The 26,931-nt window shown below is 71.8% G+C and carries 18 protein-coding genes; 12 read left to right on the top strand and 6 right to left on the bottom strand.

The window, feature by feature from the left end; genetic code table 11:
- The first annotated feature begins 2 nt into the window (after positions 1-2).
- Together K8625_RS37005 and K8625_RS37000 are read left to right on the top strand one after the other, a co-directional pair.
- Positions 3-467, top strand: a complete 465-nt coding sequence (locus tag K8625_RS37005; RefSeq protein WP_223751618.1) for a macro domain-containing protein — start codon at positions 3-5, stop codon at positions 465-467.
- Between the two features lie 60 nt (positions 468-527).
- Positions 528-1,235, top strand: coding sequence for a hypothetical protein (locus K8625_RS37000; RefSeq protein WP_223751619.1), 708 nt, complete (start codon positions 528-530; stop codon positions 1,233-1,235).
- Positions 1,236-1,247: 12 nt separating this feature from the next.
- Here K8625_RS37000 and K8625_RS36995 read toward each other — a convergent pair whose 3' ends face one another.
- Together K8625_RS36995 and K8625_RS36990 are read right to left on the bottom strand one after the other, a co-directional pair.
- Positions 1,248-2,522: a GDSL-type esterase/lipase family protein gene (locus K8625_RS36995; protein WP_223751620.1), complete on the bottom strand. Its 1,275-nt coding sequence runs from the start codon at positions 2,520-2,522 to the stop codon at positions 1,248-1,250.
- Between the two features lie 214 nt (positions 2,523-2,736).
- Positions 2,737-3,600, bottom strand: a complete 864-nt coding sequence (locus K8625_RS36990; RefSeq protein ID WP_223751621.1) for a hypothetical protein — start codon at positions 3,598-3,600, stop codon at positions 2,737-2,739.
- 200 nt (positions 3,601-3,800) lie between these two features.
- On the opposite strand from K8625_RS36990, the gene K8625_RS36985 reads away from it, so the two are divergent.
- Positions 3,801-4,169, top strand: a complete 369-nt coding sequence (locus K8625_RS36985) for a TIGR02266 family protein (RefSeq protein ID WP_223751622.1) — start codon at positions 3,801-3,803, stop codon at positions 4,167-4,169.
- A gap of 57 nt (positions 4,170-4,226) precedes the next feature.
- Here K8625_RS36985 and K8625_RS36980 read toward each other — a convergent pair whose 3' ends face one another.
- The 4 genes from K8625_RS36980 to K8625_RS36965 form a co-directional block, all read right to left on the bottom strand.
- Positions 4,227-4,628 carry a GNAT family N-acetyltransferase gene (locus K8625_RS36980; protein ID WP_223785344.1) on the bottom strand — a complete coding sequence of 134 codons (402 nt, stop codon included), beginning with the start codon at positions 4,626-4,628 and terminating at the stop codon, positions 4,227-4,229.
- Positions 4,629-4,828: 200 nt separating this feature from the next.
- On the bottom strand, positions 4,829-5,887 hold the full coding sequence (locus tag K8625_RS36975) for an alpha-ketoacid dehydrogenase subunit beta (RefSeq protein WP_141325735.1): 1,059 nt from the start codon (positions 5,885-5,887) through the stop codon (positions 4,829-4,831).
- A gap of 3 nt (positions 5,888-5,890) precedes the next feature.
- Positions 5,891-6,898 (bottom strand): thiamine pyrophosphate-dependent dehydrogenase E1 component subunit alpha, encoded by a 1,008-nt coding sequence (locus tag K8625_RS36970; protein WP_141325736.1) that lies wholly within the window; start codon positions 6,896-6,898, stop codon positions 5,891-5,893.
- A 122-nt stretch (positions 6,899-7,020) separates the two neighbouring features.
- On the bottom strand, positions 7,021-8,148 hold the full coding sequence (locus K8625_RS36965; RefSeq protein WP_223785343.1) for a metalloprotease: 1,128 nt from the start codon (positions 8,146-8,148) through the stop codon (positions 7,021-7,023).
- A gap of 244 nt (positions 8,149-8,392) precedes the next feature.
- Between K8625_RS36965 and K8625_RS36960 the strand changes: the two genes are divergently transcribed.
- From K8625_RS36960 to K8625_RS36920, 9 genes are all read left to right on the top strand, one after another.
- The gene (locus K8625_RS36960) at positions 8,393-10,183 is read left to right on the top strand and encodes a PP2C family protein-serine/threonine phosphatase (protein ID WP_223785342.1); all 1,791 of its coding nucleotides are present in this window, start codon (positions 8,393-8,395) and stop codon (positions 10,181-10,183) included.
- Between the two features lie 18 nt (positions 10,184-10,201).
- A complete protein-coding gene (locus tag K8625_RS36955) occupies positions 10,202-12,721 on the top strand; it encodes a tetratricopeptide repeat protein (RefSeq protein WP_223785341.1) in 2,520 nt (839 codons plus the stop codon).
- On the top strand, positions 12,718-13,635 hold the full coding sequence (locus tag K8625_RS36950; protein ID WP_223751627.1) for a PhnD/SsuA/transferrin family substrate-binding protein: 918 nt from the start codon (positions 12,718-12,720) through the stop codon (positions 13,633-13,635). Before K8625_RS36955 ends, K8625_RS36950 begins: the two co-directional genes overlap by 4 nt.
- 222 nt (positions 13,636-13,857) lie before the next feature.
- The gene (locus K8625_RS36945) at positions 13,858-16,506 is read left to right on the top strand and encodes a TonB-dependent receptor domain-containing protein (protein WP_223785340.1); all 2,649 of its coding nucleotides are present in this window, start codon (positions 13,858-13,860) and stop codon (positions 16,504-16,506) included.
- Positions 16,507-16,515: 9 nt separating this feature from the next.
- Entirely contained in the window at positions 16,516-17,385 is an 870-nt protein-coding gene (locus K8625_RS36940) for a hypothetical protein (protein WP_223751629.1), read from the top strand.
- On the top strand, positions 17,378-20,584 hold the full coding sequence (locus K8625_RS36935) for a serine/threonine-protein kinase (protein WP_223785339.1): 3,207 nt from the start codon (positions 17,378-17,380) through the stop codon (positions 20,582-20,584). The genes K8625_RS36940 and K8625_RS36935 overlap by 8 nt, the downstream gene beginning before the upstream one ends.
- A 72-nt stretch (positions 20,585-20,656) precedes the next feature.
- Positions 20,657-22,981, top strand: coding sequence for a lantibiotic dehydratase (locus tag K8625_RS36930; RefSeq protein ID WP_223785338.1), 2,325 nt, complete (start codon positions 20,657-20,659; stop codon positions 22,979-22,981).
- The gene (locus K8625_RS36925) at positions 22,978-24,612 is read left to right on the top strand and encodes a hypothetical protein (RefSeq protein ID WP_223785337.1); all 1,635 of its coding nucleotides are present in this window, start codon (positions 22,978-22,980) and stop codon (positions 24,610-24,612) included. Before K8625_RS36930 ends, K8625_RS36925 begins: the two co-directional genes overlap by 4 nt.
- Positions 24,609-26,909, top strand: coding sequence for a lantibiotic dehydratase (locus K8625_RS36920; RefSeq protein ID WP_223785336.1), 2,301 nt, complete (start codon positions 24,609-24,611; stop codon positions 26,907-26,909). The genes K8625_RS36925 and K8625_RS36920 overlap by 4 nt, the downstream gene beginning before the upstream one ends.
- Positions 26,910-26,931 lie beyond the last annotated feature (22 nt).

Here is a 26,931-nt window from a genome sequence, read left to right as displayed (position 1 = left end):
CCATGCCCGTCTCTGTCTGCGAAGGCGACCTGCTGGACCAGCCGGTGGAGGCCATCGTCAATGCCTGGAACCGGAACATCATCCCCTGGTGGCTGCTGTTGCCGCAGGGGGTGTCCGGCGCCATCAAGCGACGGGGTGGCGTCGGCCCCTTCCGCGAGGTGGCGAGAGCGGGCCCCATGCCGCTGGGCTCGGCGGTGGTGACCTCCGCGGGGCGGCTGCCCTTCAAGGCCATCATCCACGTGGCGGGCATCGACATGCTGTGGCGCGCCTCCCAGCGCTCCATCCAGGACTCGGTCCGCAACGCCCTGGAGAGGGCCCGTGAGCAGGGCCTCCACTCCGTGGCCTTCCCCATCATCGGCGCGGGCTCCGGCAGCTTCGACGAGACGCGCGCGCTCGAGCTGATGAGGCAGGTCCTGGACGCGGAGGCGGGGGACCTCGACGTGCGCGTGGTGCGCTTCCGGCGCTGACGACTTAACCTTCAGCGCTCCAATACAGACGTCTTCAACGGCTTTCGAGACGAGGTCGGGATGGCCAGGGACGCATTCACGGTGGAGGACGTCAACGCCCAGCACGGCTTCGCGCTCTTGCGGCCGGACTCGGGAGAGGGGCCATTCCATGCCCCGCTCTATCCGGAGCCGGAGTCCGACGCGCCTCCCTTCCAGCTGCGCAAGGGAGACCGGGTGACGGGACAGCGTCGCGGGCAGTCCGTGACGGAGGTCGCGTGGGTGACGCGCGTGGAGCCGCCGTACGAGCTGGTGGAGCGCATGGCGGAGCTGCTCGCGAAGCTGGAGCAGTGGGAGCTGAAGGTCCCCGCCACCGCGCTGGAGCTCGCCGAGCACCACTGGCGCCAGAGCCGTGAGGACCCGCTGCGCAGCGAGCTGACGTCGCAGTTGCCCACCTTCTTCGACTGGGAGCTGTCCCACCCGTACAAGGACGGCGCGCTGCTGGAGCGACTGGAGGCGGCGCTGCAGCCCTATCTGCCGGGCTTCGCGGTGCGGCCCCTCCAGGGGCGCGAGGCCTTCGTCGTGGACCCCGGAGGACACGAGGTCGAAGCGGGCGAGGGGGACTGGGACGCGCCCGCCACCACCTTCGAGCCGCTGCTCCAGCGGGTGAACGCCGTGCTGGAGCAGGCGGGCGCGCCCGTGCGCTGGGTGCCCACGGGCAACGACTGGGTGCTGGCTCCGCCAGCACTGGCGGAGCTGCTCGTCCTCAACAACGTGCTCGGACCCCGCTGAGCCACAGCGGGGCTACAGCTCGCCCCGCTCGCGCAGCGTGCGCACCACCTCGGCCGCCATCACCCGGTGGCCCTCGGTGCTCGGGTGGATGCCGTCGATGCCCAGGCCGTCGAGGTAGAGGTGCACGTTGCTCGTCTGCCGCATCACCGACTCCAGGTCGATGACGTCCGTGCTCGTGCCGCCGCCGCGCAGCCACGCGTTGAAGCCCAGCCGCTGCGACTTCACGTAGTCATAGGCGCCGTAGTTCGTCTTCTCCTTCGGCAACAGCGTGCTCACCCACACGCGGCAGAAGGGCTCCAGCCGCTGTACCAGCAGGAGCATCCGCGTCTCCATCTGCTCCTCCGCGCCCGCGTCGCCCAAATCATTGGTGCCCAGCAGCACCAGGCAGTCGGTGACGCCCTTCACCGCGAGCACCTCGTCGGACAAGAGCCTCAGCGCGTCGTAGAAGCCCTGGCCGCTGACGCCCGCGTTGACCACGGGCACGCCCAGCTGCGCCTCCACCAGCGCCGGCCAGGCGTTGCGCGTGTCGTTGCGCAGGTCGACGTAGCCCTCGGTGATGCTGTCACCCAGCGCGATGAAGGCGCGGCCCGTGGGGCCCTCCACGTGCACCGAGGCCACGCCCACGGAGCGCTCGAAGGGCTCGCCGCCGATGGCGCCCGTCACCAGCGCATGCGTGCCCGCTCGCGCGAAGCTGCCCGGGAAGGCGTTGATGGCGCTGGCGGCCAGCGCCCCACGCACCTCGAAGGTGATGGCCACGTCCTCGCGGAAGCCCACGGGGAACACCACCGGGTCCGACGTCACCAGCGCGCGCGCGCCGACGTTGAAGCCCGGCTTGCCCTCGAAGCTCAGCGCCACCGGCGCCGACACCAGCGAGCCGTCCACGCCCGCCTTCGCCACCGTGGCGCGCTGGAGCATGAGGTTCCCGTCGCCCGCGCGGAACGTCACCTGGAGCCGCTCTCCGGCGCGCGCCACCGGCACGCGCAGGCGGAACGTGGTGACACCGCCCACGTAGTGAGACCAGCGCAGCGCCTGATGGAAGCCCGGCTGGAAGCCGATGCTCGGCAACGGCGGCTGCGGCGCGGGCGGCGGCGGTGAGCTCACGTGCCCGTCGTCGTTGAGCACCAATGGCGGCGCCACGTCCACGGAGGCATCCGGCGCGTTCGTGGACTCACCCTGCTCTTGAGAAGGCTCTTCCGACAACGGGTCCTCGGGGCTGCTGGGAGTGCACGCCAACTGCGCGCCACCCACGCATGCGAGGACACCGAGCCACGTCCGCCACATTCGCATCGTCGCTCCCTCCCGACGACGCACGATGTACACCGCTCATTCCCGCGACGACCACCGAACATGCGCGCAAGTCCCGAGGCTCGCGGCGCACGCCCCCTTGGTCTCCGGGCGAGATGGAGACAACGCTTTCCCTGTCACGCGAACCCGCCGGCCTTGCTCGGGTCCATCGTTCACCCACATGGCGGCGGAAGTTGCCCCACGTGGGTAACCCGCTTCATGGGATGCAGGCTCCCACCCCAGGATTGTCATTCAGTGGACGGCATGTCCCGGCGGTGCATGCGGGCGAGCTGGAGGGCCTGCACAGCGGCCGGCAGTTGAGCCCTTGCCCCGTGTTCACACAGGCGCTCCCCGGCGCGCACTGGTTGCTGAAGTCGCACGGCTCACCCGTCGCGCGAGTCCCGCTGCCCGCGCACACCGGACCCGACGAGGACGGGTAGCAGCTGAGCGGCGCCGCGCAGCCCTGCGCGAACGGGTCGCACGGCTGCGAGCGCGGTCCGCACAACAGCGGCAGCTCCGACGTGCCCGCCAGCCGCAGCACCGTGTTGCACTCGCGCGAGTCCGTGCACTGGCTGCTCGTGTGGCACAGCTTCCGGCAGAAGAAGCCCACGCCGCCGTCGTCCTGCCGCTCGTCCTTGCAGAACAGGCCCGCCGCGCACGTGTCGAACTCCGGCCCACCGTCCGTGGGGGACAGCGTGCACCGCGCGCCCTCGGCGACGGTGCCCGCCTCCACGCACCGGCGCTCCGTCACCGCGCCCGTGCTCACGTACGTGCAGCGCTGCCCCTGCGCGCAGTTCTGCAGCACCACGTCACACGCCGCCGCGAAGCACCGGCTGCCCGTCTTGCCGCCCGACAGGTCCGCGAAGTGACAGCTCTGGCCGGTTCCGCAGCCTTCCTGTCTTGCGACGTTGCACGCGAAGTCGGGACTCACGCCGCCATCGCCCGCGCCGCCTCCGTCCGGGTCTCCGGGCACCCCGGAGTCACCCTGGCCGGGGCCCGGCTGTTTGTCGTCGTCATCACACCCAGGCGTGACGAGCGCCAGGAAGAGGGTCCCCGTCAACACCGCGAGCCACGCACGCATCCCGAACTCCCGAATCGAACTGTGTGAGGACTTACCTGATGGCGCCCATTCGTGGGGGCCCTCTTGAATCGAGCCTGGAAAGCAGCGGACACTTGCTGGATGACCGATGCCCAAGGGGTGGCTCGGCGCGTCAGTATCCCGTCGGTCCTCGGGAAGGCATTAGGTCGCCAGCGGCGGACGGCTGGGGGTAGCGGGTGCACATGACTAGCAAGGCGGCGGAAGCAGAGATGTCATCGGGAGACCCAGCCGCGTACGCGAACCGGCGCACGGACGAGCGCGTCGCCGCCAAGTTCGCGGTTCGCTTCACCCAGGCCGAGGACGCGGCCAGGGCGCTGCGCGTGTTCTCCATCAATGTGTCCGCGGGTGGCCTGTGCCTGCGCACGCGCAAGGCCTACGACGTGGGCGCCCAGGTGCGGCTGTCCATGGACATCGCGGGCGAGCAGTTCGACCTCACCGGCGTCATCGCGTGGGTGCGTGACGAGCAGGAGGCCATCGGCGTGCGCTTCACGGACGTGAGCGACGACGACCGCGTCCGGCTGCACAACGTGGTGGAGCGCATCAAGCGCTGACGTCACCGCGCGCCTCGGCCCCGGAAGAAACCCGGGGCGCGAGGGACGGGCGGCACGTCAGCGGCCCTTCTCCGTCTCCAGGTGGCGGAACACGCCCGCGTCGACCTCGGAGAAGCCGCACGCCGTATAGAAGCTGCGCACCTCCGGCGTGGTCGTTATCGGCGAGACCAGCTGGAGCTGGCGCGCGCTGAGCACCTTGCAGCGCTCCAAAATCTGCTTGATGAGCGCGCGGCCCACGCCCCGGCGGCGCCACGACTCGGTCACCACCAGCTCGTCGATGGTGCCCACGCGCCCGCGCAGCCGCAGCTGCGGCCGGTGGGAGAAGGAGAGCATGCCCACGGGTTTGTCCTGCGGGTCTCCGGCCACGAAGATTTCAATCTCCGGATGGCTCACCACCCAGTGGACCGTCTGCTGGTCCGTTCCCTGGGGGTAGCCCAGCTCGCGAAGCAACAAGGCCATGGCCTCGGCGTCGCCGCGACGGGCTCGGCGGATGCGGAAGGCGGGAGCTTCTGCGCCCGCGGGGCTGACGGTCCGGACGATTGGCTGTGACAAGGCAGTTGGCAGTCTAACGAAAGGGCCGCCGCTCCTCCAAAGAGGAACGGCGGCCCGGGACTTTTCCCGTGGGCGGACAGCCCACACGGGGGCACTGGGTAAGATGCCTAGGGCTGCTCGCCGGCGAGCGAGCGCAAGGCGTCGGTGATGTCGTTCTGCTGGGGCACGGAGGCCATCTCCAGCGTGTCGGCCAGGCCGATGCCGGGGATGAACTTGCCCGCCAGCAGCCGGGGCGGCGCGAGCAGGGAGTAGAAGAGCTCCTCCACCGTGCGTCGCACCAGGTGCTCGCCGAAGTTCGTCACCTCGGTGTCCTCGTTGACGAAGAGCACGCGGCCCGTCTTCTGGACGGAGGCCTTGATCATCTCCCAGTCGTAGGGCCACAGCGAGCGCAGGTCGATGACCTCCACGCTGATGCCCTCGTCGGCGAGCAGCGCGGCGGCGCGCGCGCACAGGGGCAGGGTGCGGCCGTAGCTGACCACCGTCACCTGCGAGCCCTCGCGCACCAGCTTCCCCTTGCCGATGGGGATGGCGAACGCCTCCAGCCCCTCGGGCCACGCGGGCTTCCACTGGCTGCGGTCACCCAGGGGCGCGTCGATGGCCTTGGACAGCGCGCGGTCATCGTCCGGCTCGCCGGGGATGCGCTCCTCGCCCTTGACGCGCAAGAGCGCCTTGGGCTCCAGGAACATGACCGGGTTCTGCTCCTTGCACGCGGAGATGAGCAGGCCGTACGCGTCCAGCGGCGTGGAGGGCATCACCACCTTCCACCCGGCGATGTGGGTCATCGTCGCGTCGAAGGAATGCGAGTGGTAGATGGACCCGCGGATGCCGCTGCCCACCGGCGTGCGCACCACCATGGGCAGGTTCCAGTCACCGTTGCTGGACCAGCAGGTGTTGCCCGCCAGCTTCAAGAGGTCGATGGTGTTGTAGACGTAGTCGCAGAACTGGATTTCGGCGACGGGGCGGCCGCCGCCCATCGCGATGCCCATGGCCGCGCCGATGATGCCGCGCTCGTCCAAAGGCGAGTTCCACGTCGTCTTCAGGCCCTGCGTGCAGGTGAAGACGCCGCCCAGCGGGGCGCCGACGTCCTCCCCGAAGATGTCCGTCACGCCCAGGTTCTCCTCGGCGTAGTGGAGGGCCATGCGAATGGCCTGTGCCATGTTGGCCATGGGTTACTTGTCCTCCGCGAAGATGTGCTTCCAGATGGTCTCGGGGCCCGGCAGCGGCTCGTCCCGGGCGATGCGGGCGGCGGCGGCCATGTCCTCGGTGTAGCGGTTGCGCAGCTCGTCCATCTGCTGGCGCGTCAGCACGCCGTCCTGCTCCAGGCGCGCCTCGAAGTTCTTCAGGCAGTCCACCTCTTCGGAGACGTAGTTGGCGCCGGACGCGGACGAGTGTCCGTACAGGCGCGACACGTTCGCCTCCAGGAGGAACGGCTTGCGCTCCTTGCGCACGTACTCCATGGCCTCCTTCAGCTCCTGGTAGGCCTCCACGGGGTCGTTGCCGTTGATGGTCTTCGAGCGGATGCCGAACGCCTTGCCGCGCTCGCTCACGCGGGGCTCGCCGTGCTGGCCTTCCGCCGACGTGGAGATGCCCCACTTGTTGTTGGTGACGATGATGAGGATGGGCAGCGGGTTGGCGGGACGGCTGCTCCACACCAGGCAGGAGGCGAAGTCACCCTCGGCCGTGCCGGCGTCGCCACCGGTGACGATGGTGATGCCGTCGCCGCCCACGCGCTTCTGCACCATGGCCGTGCCCGGCGCGATGGCGTACTGCACCTCGATGGGCGAGCTGACGGGGGCCACGTTGTACTTGCGCAGCGAGAAGTGGCCCGCGAAGTTGCGGCCGCCGGAGTACGGGTCCGACGCCGTGTTCTTCATCTGCCGGAGGGCGCCGATGGGCTCCTCGCCCAGCGCCAGCAGGGTGCCGGACTGACGGTAGTGGGCGTGGAGGTAGTCGTACTCGGGGCCCTGGCCCTTCTTCATCAGCAGGCCGAGCGGGACGTTGAACGCCTCCTCGCCGGGACCGCCAATCCAGAAGTACCCATGGCCCTGCTTGTACATCTGGATGAGGCGCTCCTCGAGGACGCGCGTTTTGACCATGAGGTCGTGGATGCGGACCAGCAGCTCCTTGTCCAGCTGGAGCGGCGCGGACGATTCTTTGATGAGTCGGGGTCGAGACACGCGCGGGCTTCCTCTATCTGGAGGGGACGCCCCTATAACCCGGATGCGCCCCCATTTCTCAAGCGAGAGATGCCGCGTCGGCTTCCCACCTCCCGGCCGGGCCCGGTGGCGCGGCGCGGCAATCAGCCTCGCTCATCCGACTTAGGAGCCCGGCCACGTCGCAGGGCCGTGACGCGGTCCGTTAGCGCGGCGTGGCCCAGGACGTGGGCCCGCGCGTCGACGGCGGCCAGCGTCTCGTCGGAGACCAGCGGCGCCTGGGGGCCAGAGAGCAGCGACTCCAGCTCCGCGGTGCGTCCGGCCTCCAGCAGGGCGAGGGCCAGCGCGTGGGCCGCCTGCGGCGAGGGCTCGCGGGTGAAGGACTCCTGGAGGGGCCGCACCGCGAGGTCCGCCAGGCCGCTGTCGAGCAGGAGCTGGCCCACGCTGCCCGCGTCGTGGGGGACGTCCTCGTCGCTGGCCACCGTGCGCGGGGAGGCGCGCGCGTGCTCGGGGCCCGGCTCGGGTGTCTTGGCCGCGGCGGGCTTGCGTCCCAATAGCGCGTCGAGCGGGATGGCGCCCTCGGTCGAGCCTTCGCGCGCCAGGGGGCGGCGGGGTGGGGTGATGGGCTTCAGGCGTGCCTCGCGCTGGCGCTGGAGCAGCCTGCGCCCGTTGCTGAACCCCAGCATCAGGGCGAGCACGCCCATCCAGACGGTGCGCGTGACGATGGCGCCCACCACCAGCGCCACCGCGGTGAGGACGCCGAGGACCTGGAGCCCCCGCTCGTGTCGATAGCCGGCGCGGTGGCGCACGAGCGAGGCGACGAAGTCCCCGCCATCCAGGGGGCGCACCGGCAGCAGGTTGAAGAGCCCCCAGCCCGCGTTCGCCCACAGGAGCTGTTGGAGCAGCGCCCCGCCCAGGCCCGGCTGCCCTCCCGGCGAGGCGAGGTCCGAGGCCCACCACGCCAGCCCGCCCACCAGGAGGCTCGCGGCGGGCCCGGCGAGGCTCACCCACGCGGACTGGCGGTGCGTGAGCCGGTCCGAGCCCCGGGTGGTGCCGCCCAGCTCATGGAGGGTGATGCTCGCCGGGGAGCCGAAGCGGCGCAGGGCCCAGGCGTGGGCCAGCTCGTGGAGGAGCACGGACACGAAGACCACCGGCAGCCACATCGCCAGACGGCCTGGCTCCGCGGCGAAGTCCCAGCCCGTCGCCAGCGCGGTGAGGAAGAAGAGCGGCTGGAGATGAACGGGCGTTCGCGCCACGTGGAAGAGCGGCTTCATGCTCCCGCGAGCCTAACCGGGCCCGCGCGCGGACGCCGGGTGAAGGGCCTCGCCCGACACTCACCGGACGTGAAGTGTCCTCGCTGAACAGGATGCGGGCCACACCCGTCAAGGCACGTCGCGCCGCGCGGTGGCGGAGACGTGTCGTGGGGGGCAGGACCTCGCGAAGCAGGAGAAGTGCGCTAGAGTCGCGACTCTTTTTCGCTCCCGCCGCGCCTCGGGCGTGGCCCTTCCGGGTGTGTCCTTGTCCAGCACGAACACGCGTCTGAACCCCGCGCCGGAGTCCGGTACGTCCCCTGGCACGTCTGCGGGAGCCGCCCCACCACCGGCCGAGAGGACAGGCACCCGGGAGCTGACGGGCTCTCGCGAGTCCACCGCCACCCGCCTGACCTCCAACGTGGGCCTGCCCCACGCCGAGCAGACGGGCACGCTCATCGCGCCGCTGGAGGCGGGGGAGCTGCCCAACGTCGCCGCCATCCGCGGGCCCCGGCTGGACCAGATCCTCCTGCTCACCACCACGGCGCTCGTCGTGGTCATCGTGGGCCTGCTGGCGGCGCTGTCGGTGGCCTCCACCCAGTCCCAGTTCGAGGAGACCGCGCGCCGCTCCACCGAGCGCATCCAGGAGCAGGCCCGCGAGCTGGGGCGCACGGTGGGGCAGACGCTGGCGCTCACCTCCGTCACCAACCTGCGCGACAACAACTACGCCTTCCTGGAGGGCGTGGCCGGCTCCATCGTCACCACCAACCCCAACATCCTCCGCGTCCAGATTCTCGACCCGGAGGGCGTGGTGATGGCGGACAGCGAGCCGAAGGCCGCGGGCGCGGCCGAGTCCGATGCGCCCACCGGCCGCGTCGCCGAGCAGCGCCTGGTGCAGGCCTTCTACCGCGACCAGCCGGTGTACGAGATTCAAGAGCCCATCGACTACGGCTCCAGCAGCGGCAAGGGGCTGGTGGTCATCAGCTACTCGCTGCGCGCGCTCCAGGTGCAGTTGGAGGAGTTGGAGCGGGACAAGCGCGAGACGGTGCGCGCGAACACGGTGCGCATGCTGGGCCTGGGGCTGGGGTTCGTGGTGCTCGCGGGCGTGGTGGCCGCGTTCCAGAGCCGTCGCATCACCCGCCCGCTGGGCATGCTCACGAACAAGGTGATGCAGCTGGCCGCGGGTGATTTGGGCGCGCGCACGCAGGCGGCGCGGGGCGCGGGGCGCGAGGTGCGCACGCTGGGCGTGGTGTTCAACCACATGGCCGAGCGCATCAAGGTGCTGCTCGACGACGTGCGCGCCAAGGCGCAGCTGGAGCGCGAGGTGTCGCTGGCGCGCACCGTCCAGGAGACGCTCCTGCCCGGCCGCGACGCGGTGCAGGTGGGCGCGCTGCGCATCGCGGGCCTCGTCGTCACCGCGGACGCGTGCGGCGGCGACTGGTGGTTCCGCGCGGCGCTGGACGAGCAGCGCGTGGTCATCGGCATCGGCGACGTGACGGGCCACGGCCTGTCCACCTCGCTGGTCGCCACCAGCGCCACCAGCGGCTTCGCCTCCGCGATGACGCTGCGCGAGCCCTCGGAGGTCAACGCGCGGATGCTCATCACCGCGCTCAACGTGACGCTGGCCAACGTGGGCCGCGGCGAGCACCAGATGTCCAGCGCCCTGGCCGTCATCGACGTGTCCACCGGCGTCATCGACTACGCGGCCGGCGCGCACCCCAGCCCCCTCGTCTTCAACCGCCACAGCGGTCAGGTGGCCTCGCTGCCCGCGCGCGGTCCGCTGCTGGGCGCGTCCGTGACGTCGCAGTTCACCTCGCGCGACGGCCAGCTTCGCCCCGGCGACATCGTCGTCTGGTACACCGACGGCCTCACCGAGGCGCGCGACGGCGGAGGGCGCATGTACGGCACCCAGCGCCTGGCCGCCGCGGTGCAGGCCAATGCCCACCTGTCCGCGGAGGCGCTGCGTGAAGCGCTGCTCGCGGACGCCCGTGCCCACAGCGCGGGACAGCCGCAGCGCGACGACATCACCGTCGTCGTCGCCGAGTTCAGCCCCGCCTGACCCCTGGACGACTCCCGCATGCGCCGCACACCCCACACCCCCAAGCGACGTCTCGTCCCCGCGCTCGCGCTCCTGGCCTCGCTGGCCAGCCCTCCCGTCCTGGCGCAGTACCGCGCGCCCCCCATGTCCGAGTCGCAGCGGCTGGTGAAGGAGGGCGAGCAGGCCCAGGTCTCCGCCAGCGCCGCGAGCGCCTCCGGTGACAAGAAGGAGGCCGAGGAGAAGTACAGGAAGGCCCTGGGCCTCTTCGAGAAGGCCCTGGCCGCCGAGCCCACCTCCATCACCGCCGCCGCGGGCGTGGGCTCCGCCGCCAACGCGCTGCAGGATTGGGCGCGCACCGTGGAGCGCGTGTCCGCCGTGCACACGGCGAACCCGTCCGAGCTGACGCTCGCGTATCCGCTGGGCGTGGCCCTCTTCAAGCTGCGCCGCTTCCCGGAGGCGGTGCCGATGCTGGAGAAGGTGGCCCAGGCCGACCAGGCCGAGCACCTCATCGTCCACTACTACCTGGCCAGCTACTACCTCTACGCCCAGCAGGGCGACGCGGCGGTGACGCGGCTGCAGCGCTACCTGTCGCTGCGCCCCGCGAAGCTGTCCGGCAACGACTTCCAGATCCACGAGCTGCTCGGCCGCGCGCACGTGCTGCGCAGGGACACCGTGGCCGCTCGTGCGTCCTTCACCCAGGCCCAGGCCGGGCGGCCCGAGTCGCCCACGGTGCAGTTGGGGCTCGCGAGCGTGCTGGAGCTGGAGGGCAAGGGGGTGGAGGCGCGCACGCTGCTGGAGGGCGTGGCCACGCGCTTCCCGCAGGCCGCCGAGCCGAGGGAGAAGCTCGCGCGGCTGTACCTGTCCGCCGGTGATTTGACGCGCGCGGAGTCGGAGGCGGTGGCGGTGGTGAAGCTGGGCGCGACGCCCGCGGCCTACCTGCTGCTCGGTGACGTGCGGCTCGCGCGCAAGCAGGCCCCGGCCGCCGAGGAGGCCTACCGCAAGGTGCTGGAGCTGCAGCCGGGCCTGGTGCTGGGACAGATGGCGGTGGGCAAGGCGCTGCAGGCGCAGGGTCGTCACGAGGAGGCCATCCAGTTCCTGGAGGCCGCGGTGCGCTCGGGCGCGAGCAGCGTGGACCTGTGGGCCTCGCTCGGCTCCGTCAACCGCCGCGCCGGCCGCTTCCAGCGCGCGGTGGAGGTGCACCGCCGCGTGGTGGAGATGGCGCCCCGGCAGGCCCTGGGATGGATGCTGCTGGGCGCGGACCACTTCGCCACCGGCCAGTGGGACCAGGCCATCGAGGACTACGGCAACGCGCTCCAGGTGGAGCCCCAGCACGCGGGCGCCAAGCAGTGGCTGGCGCGCGCGCTGGCCCATCGCGCGAGAGATCGCAGCGGTGGAGGCCGGGCCGACGACGCGGTGCGGGATTTGCGCCGCGCGTTCGACCTGGACCGCAGCGCGGTCATGGCCCGCCGGCTGACGGCGGCGCTGTTGGAGACGCGCACGTACGCGGATGCGCGCAAGGTGATGGAGCAGGGCGCCACGCTGCCCGGCGCGACGTGGAGGGACCAGCTCCTGTTGGGCTATGCGCGGCTGGGCGCGGGTGACGCGCAGGCGGCGCTGGAGGCGTTCAACCTCGCCGGCAAGCAGACGGAGGAGCCCGACCAGCAGGCCGAGGCGTCCGTGGGCGCCGCGCTGGCGGAGGTCGAGCTGGGGCAGGTGGACGCCGCCGTGCAGCGGCTCACCGAGGTGGGCCCGTCGCGAGATGCCGCGAGCGTGGCCCAGGCCAACCTGCCGCGCGTGCTGGTGCGTCGCGCGCTCGCCCGGCTGGAGGCGGGAGATGCGGAGGGCGCGGACCGCGACCTCGACGCGGTGGACAAGCTGGGCACCGGCAAGCGGGGAGACCTCGCGAAGCTGGCCCTCTTCGCCCGGGGCCTGACGCGCGCGGAGGCCGGTCGTCACGCCGAGGCCGCCGCCGCGCTGAAGAAGGCGCTCACCCCCGCGCAGCCCTGGGCCTGGCCCAACACGCGCGCGCTGGCGGACGCCTTCGTGCTCTACAAGAAGGGGCAGGTGGCCGCCGCCCGCAAGCAGCTCACCGCCGCGGCCAAGAAGCCCATGCCGGGGCAGCCCAAGTGGATTGCGTCCATGACGGGCGCGCTCCACCGGCGCGAGGCCTCGCTGGCCTACGCCTCCGGCAACATGAAGCTCGCCGAGAAGGCCCTCAAGGCCGCGCTCGCCACCGAGCCCGAGGACGCGCTCGTCCAGCACAACCTGGCCTGCGTCGACTGGCGCAAGGGCAAGACGTCCGACGCGCTGAGCACCTGGCGGCGGCTGGAGTCGACCGTGTCCGTGGCCTCGCTCAACCTGGGCATCGACGCCCAGGAGCGTCGCCGTGAGCCGGCCGAGGCCGTGGACGCCTGGCGCCGCTACCTCGCCTCCGGCACCGGGCCTCGCATGGCCCAGGTGCGCGAGTGGAAGGACCGACTGCAGAGCCTGCACGGCCTCGCCGAGCCCGCGGGCAGCGTCCCGTCCAACGGCCCCGCCGTGGTGGAGGAGACCCCATGAAGACGCCTCGTTTCCCGTGGGCCATCCTCGCGCTGGCCTTCCTCGTCGCATCCCCCGCCGTCGCCGCGGCCCCCAAGAAGGCCACCGTGGGCGTCTTCCTCGCCACCACCTTGAGTGATGGTCAGGAGCGCTTCCAGTACGCGGAGGCCCTGGCCGCCAAGCTCACCGAGGTCCTGGACCGCCCCGTCGCCGCCAAGAGCTTCGGCCGCTACGAGGACTTCGCGCGCGCCATGGCGGACGGCCTGGTCGACTTCGCCGTGGTGGAGGGCTGGGCCGCCGTGCAGCTGGGCTCGCGCGCCACGCCCCTGGCCTGGGCCTCGCGCCCGGGGGAGTCCCAGCAGCGCTGGGCCATCGTCTCCACCCACAAGGGCGCGGTGAAGGACCTCGCCGGCAAGCGCCTGGCCCTGGTGAAGGGCGCCGGCCCCGCCGACCCCAAGTTCGTCACCCACGCGGTGCTCGGCGGCGACTTGGACGCACAGCGCCATTTCAAGCTGTCCCCCGTGCCCAACGTGGAGTCCGCGCTGAAGATGCTCGAGGCCAAGGGCGCGGAGGCCGCGCTCGTCCCCGTGTCCCACGTCCCCAAGGACAAGGAGCTGCGGGTGCTCTTCCGCAGCGCCCGGCTCCCCGGCGCCGTGCTGGTGGACCTGCGCAACCACAAGGAGGCCCTGGAGCAGGCCCTGCCCACCGTGGGCGCCGTGGCGCCGTTCGAGCCCTTCGCGCGCATCCAGGGCAAGGACTTCGAGGACTTCCGACGTCTCGTCACCCAGGGCCCCCCGCGCCGCCAGCCCGTCTTCGCCGACGTGGCGGACACGCGCGTGGACGCCGAGGTCTTCGTCCGCGCCGAGGCGCTGGGGCCCTCGCTGCCGTCCTTCACCAGCGACCTCGCCGTCTCCGCCGAGCAGCCCGACGACTGATTTCACGCAACCTTGGACGCTACAGCCCGAAACACTCTTGAGTTTCCAGGGAATGAGAATCACCGGCTTGGCCCGGCGGGGTCTCTGGGGTAGCTTGTTTTTCGACGGCGCGAGCGTGCAGGTGAGCGAATTCGTCCAACAGACCGATTGCCCTGGCGCCGCGCCCGCCAACCGGGGCGTACAGGACCGCGGGGGCTCCTCCCATCCGCGGATGAGAGAACGATGCACTCGATTGTGTGTGGTGATCCGCTGCCAGGCGCGGTGCGTGCTCACGTGAAGCGCCGGGGCCTTCGCGCCTTCTTCACGGTGTCGGCCGTCCTCTGCGCGCTGGCCGTGGCCCACCCGACGGTGGCCCAGGCGCAGCAGAGCGACGCGGCCTCCGAGTCGCAGCCCAAGGTGAAGCGCAAGAAGCGCGTGGCGAACGGGACGAAGCCCGCCGCCACGACGACGAAGACGCCCGCCACCAAGCCTCCGCGCGCGACGGCGAAGAAGCCGCCCAAGACGCGCAAGCCTCCTCGTGGCACCGAGGCCGCGCCCGCCGACGCGGAGATCCCCGTGCTGGGCGGTGGCCTGGAGGACGAGCCCACCCCGACGACGGAGTCCGTGACGGCCGAGCCCCCCGTGCCCGTCGCCCCGGCGCCCACGGTGGAGTCGCATCCCCCCGCGCCGCTGCCCACGGCTCCCGTGGCGAGCCCGGGCGCCCAGCCCGGTCCCAGCATCTCGGATCCGCTCACCTCGTCGCCCGCCTCCACGCCGGGCCACGGCGCCGTGCTGCCCGCGACGAAGACCCCGCCTTCCGCGCCCGTCGCCACCGACAACGTCCCCATCAGCGCGCCCTTCGCCGAGCCCACCATGGACCGGGCCATGCCGCCCCCGTCGGGCCTGGCCGGGTTGGATCCCCTGGGCGGCGCCGACCCGCTGGAGGAGTCCGTCAACCGCGTGCTCAGCGAGGCGGTGGTGACCACGGCCGGCAAGCGCAACCAGCGCATCGCGGACGTGCCGCTGACGGTGTCGTGGATTCCCGCCGAGGAACTCGAGGGCACCGGCCAGTTCACGCTGTGCGAGGCCATCCAGTACTTCCCCGGCATGGAGTGCCGCCGGGGCTCCATGCGCAAGGCGGCGGTGAGCGCGCGCGGCCTGGGCTCCAACTACCTGTCCAACCGCCTGCTGCTCCTGAAGGACGGCCGCCCGCTGACGGACCCGTGGACGGGCCAGTTCTACGCGGACGAGACGACGCCCCTGGTCAACCTGAAGCAGGTGGAGGTCATCCGGGGCCCGGGCTCCTCGCTGTACGGCTCCAACGCCTTCAGCGGCGTCATCAACATCATCGAGCGGCAGCCCGCGGACCTCATCGCCCCGGGACGCAGCGTGGGCGCGGAGGCGCGCGTGCTCGCCGGCCAGGACCAGACGTGGCGGCTGCACGGCAACGTGGCCGGGCGCGGTGGCCCGGTGGAGGCGCTGCTCGGCTACTACGGCTTCGGCTCGGACGGCCCGCAGCTCTTCAATGATCCGGCCACGGGCCTGGTGGACCGCAACCAGGACTCGATGGTGCACCAGGTCAACGGCAAGGTGCGCGTGGGCCCGCTGGCGCTGGACGCGGACTTCACCGACGCGACCATCGGCCGTCCGGGCGGCTCGCACACCGGGATTTCGACGGTGGGCAACTGCGGCCGCTGCCACTACACGCCGAACGACGAGGAGTCCGTCCAGAACCTCAACGCCTCCGCGCAGGTGGACCAGCAGGTGACGGACAGCCTGCGCCTGTTCGGTCAGGTGTACGGCTTCTTCAAGCGCCGCGACGTGGTGATGGAGAACGCCTTCGGTGGCGACCCCACGCGCGCGCTGGGCAAGCGCCGGCGGCTGGGCGGCGAGGCGCGCGCCTTGTACTCGGCGGGCCCGGTGTCCGTGACGTTCGGCGGCGACGTGAAGTTCGACCAGGTCAACGTGCCCAACGTGCTGCCCGAGCTCACGATGGACGACACGAAGCAGACCATCATCGGCGGCTTCGTGGACGCGGAGTACCGCCCGCTGGAGCGCGTGGTGCTCAGCGCGGGCGCCCGCTATGACCGCTACCAGATTCCCGAGCGCGTCTGGCGCGAGCGCACGGACCAGATCTCGCCGCGCGCCAGCGTCGTCTTCCACGCGGTGCCGGAGCTGCTCACGCTGCGCACCAACTACGGCCGCGCCTTCCGCGCGCCCACGCTGGCGGAGCTCGCCATCAACCAGCAGATGTACGCCTCCACGCTGGTGGGCAACGCGGGCCTGCGGGCGGAGACGCTCGACACCTTCGAGGCCTCGGTGGACTTCTGGCCCTTCGAGCGGCGGGTGCGCCTGACGGGGACGGGCTTCTACAACGTGGCCAAGAACTTCATCAATCAGCAGCTCGTGTTCGGCTCGGTGTCGCAGTTCCGGAACATGGGTGACGCGCGCATCGCCGGCGCGGAGCTGGAGGCGGCCGCGCAGATTCCGTCCATCAACTCGTCCTTCGACGTGGCCTACCAGTTCCTCGACGCCAAGAACGTGCCCTTCGACGGCGGGGCCCGCACGCCGCTGGACTACGCGCCCACCCACCGCATCTACGCGCGCGGCCGCACCAACATCGGCAAGGTGGCCTTCGTGGAGCTCTACGCCCTCTTCGTGGGCTCGCGCTTCGACCCGGGCTTCCAGGTGGACGAGGCCACGGGCCTGCCCAGCTCCCGCGTGGAGCTGCCCAGCTACCTCACCGCCAGCGCGCGGGTGGGCTTCAACGTCTACGACGGCATCTCCGTGTCGTTCCTGGGCTCCAACCTCTTCAACGCCGCCTACGAGGAGTCTCACGGCTTCCCCGTCGCGCCCCAGTCCTTCTTCAGTGAAGTCAAGGTACGCTACTAGGCACCTCGTTTGAGTACCGCACCCCACCTGGAGGCCAGTGGCCTCTTGCTGATTGCAGATGCTTCCCTGCCCGCGGCCGCGCTCGAGCAGGTGGTGCCTCTGCTGACGCAGGGTGGGGTGGGGGCCTCCGCGGAGACGTCCCCGTCGACGGGCTCGCGCGGCCTCCTGCTGTTCGACGGGGTGCTCAAGCCGGAGCACGCGCAGTGGCTGCGGCGCGAGCCTCCGGCGTTGCTGCTGGCCACGCGCGAGCGCGACGGCGGCCCGTCCATGTGGGAGGCGCTCCTGGTGGGCGCGGTCCTCAAGCCGTCCGGGACATTGCTGCCCGAGCGCGCGGAGGTGACGCGCCATCCGCTGCGCCGCGTGGCGGACATCCACGAGGCGGCCACGGCGGCCGCGGCGGCGGTGGGCGCGGCCGAGGGCAGCCGGGTGGCCGCGGGGCTGGTGGCGGACGTGGTGCATGAGATCTCCGCCAACGCGCTGCTGGATGCGCCGGTGGACGCCAAGGGCGAGCCCCGCTACGCGCACCGCCGCACCGAGGTGCGCGAGGTGGCGCCGGAGGACGCCTGCGAGCTGGTGTTCGCGGTGGAGGACGGCCGGATGTGGCTGGAGGTGGCGGACCGCTTCGGCGGGCTGCGGCCGGGGCCGTTCGCCCGGGCGCTGGACGGGTGGGGCCAGAAGGTGAAGGTGGATGCGTCCGGGGGCGGAGCGGGCCTCGGGTTGCGCCGCATCCTCGAGCATTGCGACACGGTGGCCGCGCGGGTGTGCGTCGGCCGCGAGTCTCGCGTCGTGTGCGTGGTGGACCTGGGAGACGCGCGCCGCCGCGCGACCCAGCCCAAGTCACTGCTTTTCTGTTCGCATGAGGTCAGGGCCGGTGGATAGCCAGGGTTCCAACGCCATCATCAGCCGGCTCCGTGTGGGTACCATCACCCACGTCCGGATCGCCGGCGTCATCGACGAGACCTTCCCCCTGACGTCGACCAGCCCGGAGCTCAGCGGGCTTCTCGTCGTCGACCTGGGGAGGGTGGAGCGCATCAGCTCCTTCGGCGTGCGTCGGTGGATCGAGTTCGCCGCCAAGCTGCCCCCGGGCGCGCTGGGGCTCTACGTCGTCCACGCTCCGCCCGTCGTGGTGGACCAGCTCAACATGGTGGAGGGCTTCGCGGGGGTCGCCCGCGTGCTCTCCATGCTGGCGCCGTACACGTGCCGCACCTGCAACGAAGACCGGATGCGGGTGGTGAACCTGGTCGACGAGGCGCAGGTCATCGCCGAGGAGCGCGCGCCCGAGCACGCCTGCCCCGTCTGCTCCAACCCGCTGGAGTTCGCGGACCTGCCGGGCGAGTTCTTCGACTACGCGCGCCGCCAGCAGTTCGGCACCGTGGACCCGGTGGTGATGCGCTACCTGCGCGCCAGCATGCCGAAGGAGCAGCCGGACCTTCCGCAGCACCTGAAGATCGTCCAGGACGACATCACCTTCATCTCGCTGGCGAGCACGCTCAAGGGCGACCTCAACGTGCGCCGGCTCGCCTCGGGCCTGGAGGGGCGCGTCGCGTTCGACTTCAGCCATGTGAGCAAGGTGGAGCCGGAGGCCTTGCCCAAGCTGGAGCAGGTGCTGGACACCGCCGCGCAGGGCGCGCAGGTGGTGCTCTGCCGGCTGCCTCCGCCGGCGCTGGCCGTGCTGGCGCGCTCGGCCAAGCTGCTGCCCGCGAAGCTCGCCACGCTGTGGCTGCCGTGTGAGTGCCGCAGCTGCGGACAGGTGAGCCACCAGCGCATCCAGGCCAGCGCGTACCTGGCGCAGCTGCGCACGCAGCAGACAGGCCTGTCCAACGAGTGCCCCATCTGCGGCGGCGCCGCGCAGGTGCCGCACATGCCCCAGCTGCAGGGGTTCCTGGCGCGGATGCAGCTGACGGACCGGCCGCTCGAGGACATCGAGGTGCTGGAGCCGCGCGCGCTCAGCCAGTACCTGTTCGGGTCCACCAACATCGACCCGCAGGCGAACAAGGGCTCGCCCACCGACATCTCCAACTCGCTGGGCAGCACCAAGCTGAACGTCATCCGCCGGCTGGGGCAGGGCGGCATGGCGGAGGTCTTCCTCGCCAAGCAGGTCGGCGTGAAGGGCTTCGAGAAGTTCGTGGTGATGAAGAAGATCCTCCCGCAGTTCGCGCAGAACCCCGAGTTCGTGGACATGCTCTTCGCGGAGGCGCGCGCCAACGCGCGGCTGACGCATCCCAACGTCGTGCAGACCTTCGACGTGGGCGTGTCCGACGGGGTGGCGTACATCCTGATGGAGTACGTGCGCGGGCCGGACCTGAAGCGGCTGGTGAACGAGCTGCGCCGCAAGGGGCTGGCGCTGCCCCTGGAGCACGCGCTGCGAATCGTGGCGGAGGTGGCCGCGGGCCTGCACTACGCGCACGCGTACGTGGACCCGGCGGGCATTCCGCACCCGGTGGTGCACCGCGACGTCAGCCCACACAACGTGCTCATCTCGCTGGACGGCGCCATCAAGCTCAGCGACTTCGGCATCGCCAAGGTGGCGGGCGAGGAGCACACGCAGGCGGGCGTGCTGAAGGGGAAGATTTCGTACATCTCCCCGGAGGCCGCGTCCGGGCGCACGCTGGACGCGCGCAACGACGTGTTCGCGCTGGGCGTGGTGCTCTTCGAACTGCTCACCGGACAGCTGCCGTTCCGCAGGGACCACGACGCGGCCACGCTCAACGCCATCGTGCGCGAGCCGGCGCCGGTGCCCTCGCAGCTGCGGCCCAACATCCCGCAGGACGTCTCCGACCTCATCCTCCGCGCGCTGGTGAAGGACCCGGCGCGCCGCACGGCGTCCGCCGCGGCGATGCGCGAGGAGATTGAAGCGGTGATGGCGCACCACCGCCTGAACTCGTCCCCGGCGGCGGTGGCGCAGTTCTTCAAGGACACGCTCGGGGACCGGCTGGTGGAGTACGCGCCTTCGTCCGCGACGGGGACGGGCAGCCATCCGCGCCCGGTTCCCTCCGGGAGCGGCACGGGCAGCGGCGACATGGCCGCGCCGGTGGACGGCAAGACGCCGAGGCCGGGGACGGGCAGTGGCCCGAAGCCGACGGCCTCCACCAGTGGGAGCATCCCCCGCGTGCCGGGGACGGGCAGCGGCAACGTGTCCGCGCCCCCCGTGCCCGGGACTCCGCCGCGTCCGTCTCCCATGGCCGCGCCGCCTCCGCGTCCCGCGCCGGTCGCCGCGCGTCCCGCGACGCCGCCTCCCGTGGCGCCCGTGCGTCCTCCTCCGCCTCCCGTCGCGCCCGAGCTGCCGATGCTCCCGGACCTGGACGCGGGGGACAGGACGGAGGTGGTGGTGCTCCAGCCGGGGGTAACTCCTCCTGCGGCGCCTCCGCGTCCCGTGGCGCCCGCGCCCAGGCCCTCGCAGCCGGGACACACCGCGGTGCCCACGCCGCAGCGTCCGTCGTCCGTGGGGATTCCCGCGGCGAACGTGGCGCCCAGGCCGGCTCCTTCGCCCCGTCCCTCCACGACGGCGCATCCGGTCCCGGTCGCGCCTCCCCGCGTCGAGCCCGAGGTCGAGGCCGATGGGGAGGAGCCCTCGAATGCCTCCACGTGGAAGTGGGCGGCCATCGGTGGTGGAGCGCTCCTGGTCATCGCGGTGGTGGCGCTGGTGATGCTGCGCGGCTCCGGCTCCGTGTTCGTGAACCTGTCGGAGGGCGAGCACGTGTTCGTCGGCGGTGTGCGGGTGGAGCCCGGCACGAAGACGCTCGCGGTGCCGTCCACCGGCTCGCTGCTCATCTCCACGGCGGTGGGCGGAAAGCTGCGCCGTTTCGGCACGACGATGCAGCGCGAGGACATCGACGTGCGCACGCTGGCGGACGCCACGCCGCAGTCCGGGACGCGTGGGGCGCTGAGCGTGGCGACCAGCTCGCCGGGGTGTGAGGTGAAGGTGGATGGCGCGGTGCTGCCCCACCGCACGCCGGTGACGAAGTCCTCCATCGAGGCGGGCAGGGAGCTGGAGGTGGTGGTGAACTGCGCGGGGAGCGAGAGCACGCGGTGGGTGCTCGCGGTGCCTGGGCAGGAGATTGTCGTGACGGCTCGCTAAAGTCGCAGTGGCTGGCCTCGGGACGGGGCGCCTCTTGTGGGGCGTCCCTCGAGGTTGAAGGGCATGTGATCCATGAAGGGCTGGACCCTCTTCCCCCACCTCGTCGTTCGCGCGACAGGCTTCCCGTTCGACTGGCTGGAGCGGCTGGGGTGTCCGGAGTCGGCGCGGTGGGCGCGCGCGCTCGAGGCGGAGCGGCGCGCCTTGGACGCGCTGCGTGCCCAGGGCCCGCGCGTGCACCGTCCCCCTCGGGAGCTGCTCTCCGCGCTCAAGGCGGGCCGCCCCGTCGATACAGAGGGGCTGGAGGCCCCCGAGCGCTTCGCGGAGTGGAACACCCGCGCCCGCGCGGCGCAGGAGGCGGAGGCCGCCCTCGCGTCGGCGCTGGAGCGTGAGCTGCCGGCGGTGGAGACGCAGATGGAGGCGCTGTGCCAGGAGCCGCGCTTCCTGGAGGCGGTGGCCAGCTCCAGTCCCCCCGTGGCCAGGGACCTGCTCGCCAAGCGCGAGGGCTCGCGGCTGCGCAGGCAGGTGGCGAGCTACCTCCAGCGGCTGTGCGCGAAGAACGAGACGATGGGCTTCTTCGGCCCCATCAACTACGGCCGGGTGGATGCTCAGGCGCCCACGGGCGTGACGCTGCGCTGGTCCGGGCCCGAGACGCTGGTGGGGCGCAACACCTTCGCGGCGTCGTGGCTGGTGCAGGGGCTGGTGCGCGCGATCGCCTTCGACCCGGACATCGCCTCGTGGCTGGTGCCGCGACGCAAGGCCTTCGCGGAGATGCCCGCGCGCAAGGCGGGGCCGACGCCGGAGAGCGCGGAGGAGCTGCTGCCGCGAATCGTGGAGCTGGCGGATGGGACGCGCACGCTGGCGGCGCTCGCGTCCTCGCTCGGCGTGGCGCCCGGCATGGCGCGCGAGGCGCTGCGGCTCGGCTGTGACAAGGCGCTGCTCACGCATCAGCTCGAGGTCCCGTCCGCCGTGCATCACCCGGTGGACGACCTGGCCCAGCGGGTCGCCGCGCTGCCGGGCGCGGGCGCGCGTCGTCACGTCGAGGGGCTGAGCACGCTGCTGGAGCTGATGGGGCGCTACGGGGCGGCCGACGCGAGCGGGAAGATGGCGCTCCAGGACGCCTTCGCGCGCAAGGCGAAGGAGCTGTGGGGCGTGGCGCCACCGACGGAGCGCGGCCCCGCGTCCGAGTCCCACAACTTCTACCAGGACCGTCTCCCGCTGCGGGAGGAGTGCGGCGGAGACCTGCGGCTGGAGGTCGGCGGTGAGCGCGCGCGGGAGCTGGGCGCGCGCCTGGAGCCGGCGCTGGCGTGGATGGCGGAGGCGGCGTGGCGCACGCGTGACGCGGCCCGTGAGGCGGTGGCCCGCAAGGTGGGCTCGCGCACGGTGCCCTTCTGGAAGGTGGCGGCCGCCGCCGCGGACCTGCCCGTGCCGCTGGACACGACGGTGGCGGAGCTGCTCGCGAAGTCCATTCCCGACGCGGCCGCCCGGTCCATCGAGCTGGGCGCGGTGGAGCGCCCCTCGTGGGACGCTGGGAGGACCCTGCCACTCGTCACCTCCGTGGACCTGCTGGTGGGCGCCACGGACGTGGAGGCGTGGGGCCGGGGCGAGTACACGCTGGTGATGGGAGACATCCACGACACCGCGCTCGTGTGGGGCTGGGCGCTCCAGTTCCATCCGTCGCGCGCGAAGGTGGAGAGCGAGATGGTGCGCGCGCTCGGGGCGCTGTCTCGCTCCGTGCCGTTGGTGACCGTGTTGCCGTCGCGGCGCACGGGGTTGTTGCCCTCCGAGTTCCCGGGGCCGGTGGTGGAGCTGGGCGGCGTGAGCTCCCATGCCTCCGCGTGGCGAATCCCGCTGGATGACCTGTTCGTCGAGAGCGATGGCAAGAGCGCGCGGCTGGTGTCGAAGCGGCTGGGCTCCGAGCTCTGCCTCTACAACGGCGAGCTGGAGAGCGCGGTGCACACGGCGTTTTCGCTGCCTCGCATCCGCCCCTTGAAGGTGTCCCTGGGAGAGCACACGCCCCGAGTGACGCTCGGTGGCGTGGTGGTGCAGCGCGAGCAGTGGAAGCTGGACGCGGCGGCGTGTGAGGCGCTGCTGGCGTGCAAGGACGACCGCGCGAGGCTGCGTGTCGCCGCGGGCCTGTGGGACGCGCGGGGGCTTCCTCCGTGTGTCTTCGCGAAGTTCAAGGGCGAGCGCAAACCGGTGCTGGTGGATGTGCGCAGTCCGCCGCTGCTGCGCGTCTTCCTCAACCTGCTGGAGCAGAAGGAGGAGGTCCTCCTCTCGGAGATGCTGCCCGGGCCGGACCAGCTCTGGCTGCGAGGGCCCTCGGGCCGCCACACGGTGGAGCTGCGCTGCACGCTGATGTCGGGGTCTCCCTCCGTCTCGCGGGAGGAGGAGCGATGAAGTGGCTGGTGCTGCCTCCACACCGGGACGTGACGCTCGTGCCCGAGGTCCCCGAGGGGTGGCACCTGTTGGACCTGGCGAGGGACTTCACCCGTCGGGTCTTCTCCGCCGGGTCCGTGGAAGCGGAGTGTCTGACGCGCGAGTCGTCGCCTCCGTCGGCCCAGACGATGCGCGAGCTGCTCCTGCTGCGAGCCGCGCAGGGCCTGCGTGAACGAGGCGCTCTGTCGGAGCTGCGCGCGCTGGGCGCGGTGCTGACGGCCATCTCCGGCTCGCCGCACGGTGTGCACCTGCGGCTCGATGACGTGGAGCTGGAGTCCGGGACGACGGAGCGGAGCGCGGACGTGCAGCGCGTGTCGGGGATGCCCTCGCCGTTCTCGGATGACGTGGCGGCGGTGCTCGCTCGGTTCGAGGATGCGCGGTGCGTTCGTCTGTGGCTGGAGCGAGACCTCCAGCTCCCGGCCGCCGTGTCTCTGGCGCAGGCGTGCCCCGCGCACGTGGCCCTGGAGGTCGCGGGGCCCTTTGCCTCGACGCATCGCAAGGTGCTGGCGCGGATGCCCGCCTTCCGGCGCGCCACGTTCCCGGAGCAGGTCCCCGCGCTGCGTTGGCGTGTGCGCCCGCTGTCCGGCGATACGAGCGTCGAGGACCTCGTGTGGATCTCCGATGGGCTCGGGCTGGAGGTCCTGGCTCCGTCTCCGTGGGGTGATGACCAGGACTGGGCGGTGATGGAGCCCGACAGCGCGAGGCCGGAGTCCGGACCCGAGCAGGGTTGGCTCGGTCGGTGCTCGTTGGACGACGTGCGCGCGTACACAGGGGGCGCGCGGTGGGCGGGGAATGTCTCGCTCGGCTCGCTCCTGGCCGCGGACGCGCTCGTGGAGAGCGGCTGTCACACGGTGGTGGTGGGGTTCTGCGGCCTCGCGAGCGGTCGCGTGGTCGACCCCGACCACGGCTTCATCCCTGTGGAGCTCCTGGTCCAGGGCTACCAACGACTGAAGGCCGCGGGCGTGCGCGTCGTCGCGGAGTGGTGGGTCGGCGCGCCGGGTGTGGACGAGGCGGCGCTGGACGCCACGCTGGCCGCGCTGGAGGGCTCACGCTTCTTCGACCACCTCGCCGGCGTGCGCCCGTTCCATGCGTCGGTGGAGCGCATCGCGCGGGTCCGCAACCCGGCGCGCTGGTGGGGACAGCCCGGAGACGCTCCGGCGGACCGCGATTTGTCGCGCAGTCGCCCCGTCGAGAGGCCAGGCACGATTCCCAGTGCGCGTCTGCCCGGGGTCCTCACGTCGCTGGCGAGCCGGCTGATGACTCTGGCTCCGCTCAGTCCAGGCCGTGTCGCGGCGGCCTTCCTGCTCGCACCGCCAGGCATCAAGGGCGCCACGCACGTCCGTCTGGACGTGGACTGCGCGGTGGTGCACCTGCCCGCCACGCTCGAAGGGGCGCCGAAGCCTTCCTGGTACGCGGCGAACCTGCGCACGGGTGGGGTGGTCGCGATGGATGCGCGCCTCGCGCCGGTGCTGGCCCGATTGACCGAGGCCACCGACGTGGCGAGCGCGTTGCCCCAGGTGCCGGAAGCGCAGCGCGCGAAGCTGGTGGAGATGTTGGTGACGAAGTCCATCCTGGAGAGGACGCACGGATGAGCGGACGCTGGACCTTGGGCGAGGTGTTCGTGCTCCGTCATGCCGGCTTCCCCTTCGACTGGCTGGAGTCGCTCGGGTTCTCCACCGCGCTGGTGGACGACGCGAACCGATGGCTCGCGGACGAGCAGGCGCTCCTGGATGCGCTGAGCGCGGAAGGCAGCCCCGTCAAAGCCCCCGTCCTCCGGGCGTTGCTCGAGAACGACACGGCGCCGCGTTGGGCGCCCGCGGGCTCGGAGCGCCTCGCCGCGCTGTCGCGCCTGCGCGCCGGGTACAAGTCCCTCCAGGAGCGCCATGCCCAGGAGCGCTCGGAGCTGCGCTCGAGGCTGCGCGAGCGTGCGGCGGAGCCCTCCATCCAGGAGGCGGTGTTCCTCTCCAGCCCCGCGATGTTCGACAACGTCTGGGCGCGCTACCTGCGCGGCGGTGAGCGCAGGGACACGTCCGACGGGCGCCGGGTGGAGCGACAGGTCTACACGTACCTCCAGCGCTTCTGCGCCAAGAACGAGACCACGAGCTTCTTCGGTCCCATCTCCTACGGCGAGCGCACGGACGAAGACGGGTTCGACGTGCGCACCGTCGCGAGCGGTGACACGAGCCGACGCACGTTCTTCTCCTTCTGGGCGGTGACGGAGCTGGCGCGCGCGGTGGGCCGTGAGCGCACGCTGCGGCCCCATCTCCCGCTGCGCCTCAACCCGCTCTTCACGGTGTCCCCCGGCCGCGCCGCCTGCGAGGTGTTGAAGCTGGAGGTGCCGCTCTCCGAGAGCGCCGAACGCCTGCTGTCCGTGCTCCGCGAGCATCCGACCCCCGCCGCCGCCGCGAAGGTGCTGGGCATCGCGGTGGAGGACGCCGAGCGCGCCGCGCTACCCCTGGTGAAGGGTGCGCTGCTGCTCTGGGGACTGCCATTCCGCCCCAACGACTTCGCGACCTTCGAGAGCGTGCGGGACGCCGTCGCCGCGCTACCCGAGCTGGAGGCGCGCTCGCGTTGGTTGGAGCGCCTGGACACGCTGTCGCGACTGAAGGCCGAGTTCCAGGGCGCGGACCTGACCCGCCGCAAGGTGCTGCTCCTCGAACTGGAGGCGTGCTTCACGGAGGCCACCGGCAAGCCAGCCCGACGCGGTGACGGTCAGGTGTACGCGGACCGGCTCATCCTCTACGAGGAGGCCAGCTCTCCGTTCCGTCTGCGCTTCGGCCGCCGCTTCACCGAGGAACTCGAATCCGCGCTGAGCGGCCCGCTCGAGCTCTCGGCCGCCTATGGCGAGCGCGTCCAGCAGGGCTTCCGCGAGCAGGTGCGCGAGGCGCTCGGCTCGGACGAGCGCCCGGTGGACCTGCTCGACTACGCGGTGCGACTGCGTCCGGACCAGGTGACGGGCAGCCGCTTCTCGCCGGTGCCCCCGGTGTTGCTGGACGAGTCACCCGAGCGCGCGCGCACGTTGCCCGTGGACTTCCTCGGGACGTCCACGCCGGGAGGCCGCTACGCGCTGCCGGATGTCTGCCTCGCCGCGAAGGGTGACGGCGCGGGCTTCGAGGTGATGCTCGCGCGAGTGCATCACCACCTGCTCCTGCGAAGCTGGCTGAGCGCGTTCTTCCCGTCCAAGGAGCGCTACTCGGCGGTGGCTTCGCGCTGGTTGGAGTCGGACCCGTCCGCGCGCGGACTCGTGGGCCTGTCCATCCGCCGTCGCAACAAGGGCTTCTATGTCTTCCCGGGCCGGCGGCTCGTCTACTCGGTGTCGGACGTGCTGGACGTCGAGGACGGCGCGCTCACGCCGGGCGACGTGAAGGTCCTGCCCACGTCCAAGGGCCCCGTGCTCGTGGACGGGAAGGGTGAGCGGCTGCACCTGTACCTGCCGCTGGATGACTTCTCTTCCTACCCGCCCTTCGCCGCGCTGGCGCATCCCCAGGTGCTCCATGCGCCGCTGCGCACGCGGGGACAACACCTGCCTCGGCTGAGCATCGGCGGCGCGGTGTACCAGCGCGAGCGCTGGGAGTTGTCCTCCGAGCACCTCGCGCGTCCCTCGGGCTTCGAGCTGTTCCTCGCCGTGCAGCGTGAGCGCCAGGCGCGCGGCTGGCCTCGCTTCGTGTTCATGCGCAGCACGAAGGAGCGCAAGCCCTACCTCATCGACACCGCGAGCCCGTTCGCGTTGGACCTGCTCTCGCACCTGGCCCGCGAGGCCGAGCGGCTCTCCGTGGAGGAGATGTACCCGGCCCCCGAGCAGCTCTGGCTCCGGGACGAGCGGGGCCGCTACACCTGTGAGCTGCGCATGCAGTTCACCCGCTGGAGCGAAGGCGCCTCGCCGCTTTGACATCCGAGCCGCGTCCGCGAAC

Source organism: Myxococcus sp. AS-1-15 (genome assembly GCF_020037055.1).
Classification (GTDB): Bacteria; Myxococcota; Myxococcia; order Myxococcales; family Myxococcaceae; genus Myxococcus; species Myxococcus fulvus.
Note: the sequence above shows the minus strand (reverse complement) of the source record. Positions and strands in the feature narration are given on the sequence as shown.

Bases quoted from the DNA above. Each gene is read 5' to 3' on its own strand.
- K8625_RS37005 (WP_223751618.1), top strand. From the start codon at position 3: ATGCCCGTCTCTGTCTGCGAAGGCGACCTGCTGGACCAGCCGGTGGAG.
- K8625_RS37000 (WP_223751619.1), top strand. From the start codon at position 528: ATGGCCAGGGACGCATTCACGGTGGAGGACGTCAACGCCCAGCACGGC.
- K8625_RS36995 (WP_223751620.1), bottom strand. From the start codon at position 2,522: ATGCGAATGTGGCGGACGTGGCTCGGTGTCCTCGCATGCGTGGGTGGC.
- K8625_RS36990 (WP_223751621.1), bottom strand. From the start codon at position 3,600: ATGCGTGCGTGGCTCGCGGTGTTGACGGGGACCCTCTTCCTGGCGCTC.
- K8625_RS36985 (WP_223751622.1), top strand. From the start codon at position 3,801: ATGACTAGCAAGGCGGCGGAAGCAGAGATGTCATCGGGAGACCCAGCC.
- K8625_RS36980 (WP_223785344.1), bottom strand. From the start codon at position 4,628: ATGGCCTTGTTGCTTCGCGAGCTGGGCTACCCCCAGGGAACGGACCAG.
- K8625_RS36975 (WP_141325735.1), bottom strand. From the start codon at position 5,887: ATGGCCAACATGGCACAGGCCATTCGCATGGCCCTCCACTACGCCGAG.
- K8625_RS36965 (WP_223785343.1), bottom strand. From the start codon at position 8,148: ATGAAGCCGCTCTTCCACGTGGCGCGAACGCCCGTTCATCTCCAGCCG.
- K8625_RS36955 (WP_223785341.1), top strand. From the start codon at position 10,202: ATGCGCCGCACACCCCACACCCCCAAGCGACGTCTCGTCCCCGCGCTC.
- K8625_RS36950 (WP_223751627.1), top strand. From the start codon at position 12,718: ATGAAGACGCCTCGTTTCCCGTGGGCCATCCTCGCGCTGGCCTTCCTC.
- K8625_RS36945 (WP_223785340.1), top strand. From the start codon at position 13,858: ATGCACTCGATTGTGTGTGGTGATCCGCTGCCAGGCGCGGTGCGTGCT.
- K8625_RS36930 (WP_223785338.1), top strand. From the start codon at position 20,657: ATGAAGGGCTGGACCCTCTTCCCCCACCTCGTCGTTCGCGCGACAGGC.
- K8625_RS36925 (WP_223785337.1), top strand. From the start codon at position 22,978: ATGAAGTGGCTGGTGCTGCCTCCACACCGGGACGTGACGCTCGTGCCC.
- K8625_RS36920 (WP_223785336.1), top strand. From the start codon at position 24,609: ATGAGCGGACGCTGGACCTTGGGCGAGGTGTTCGTGCTCCGTCATGCC.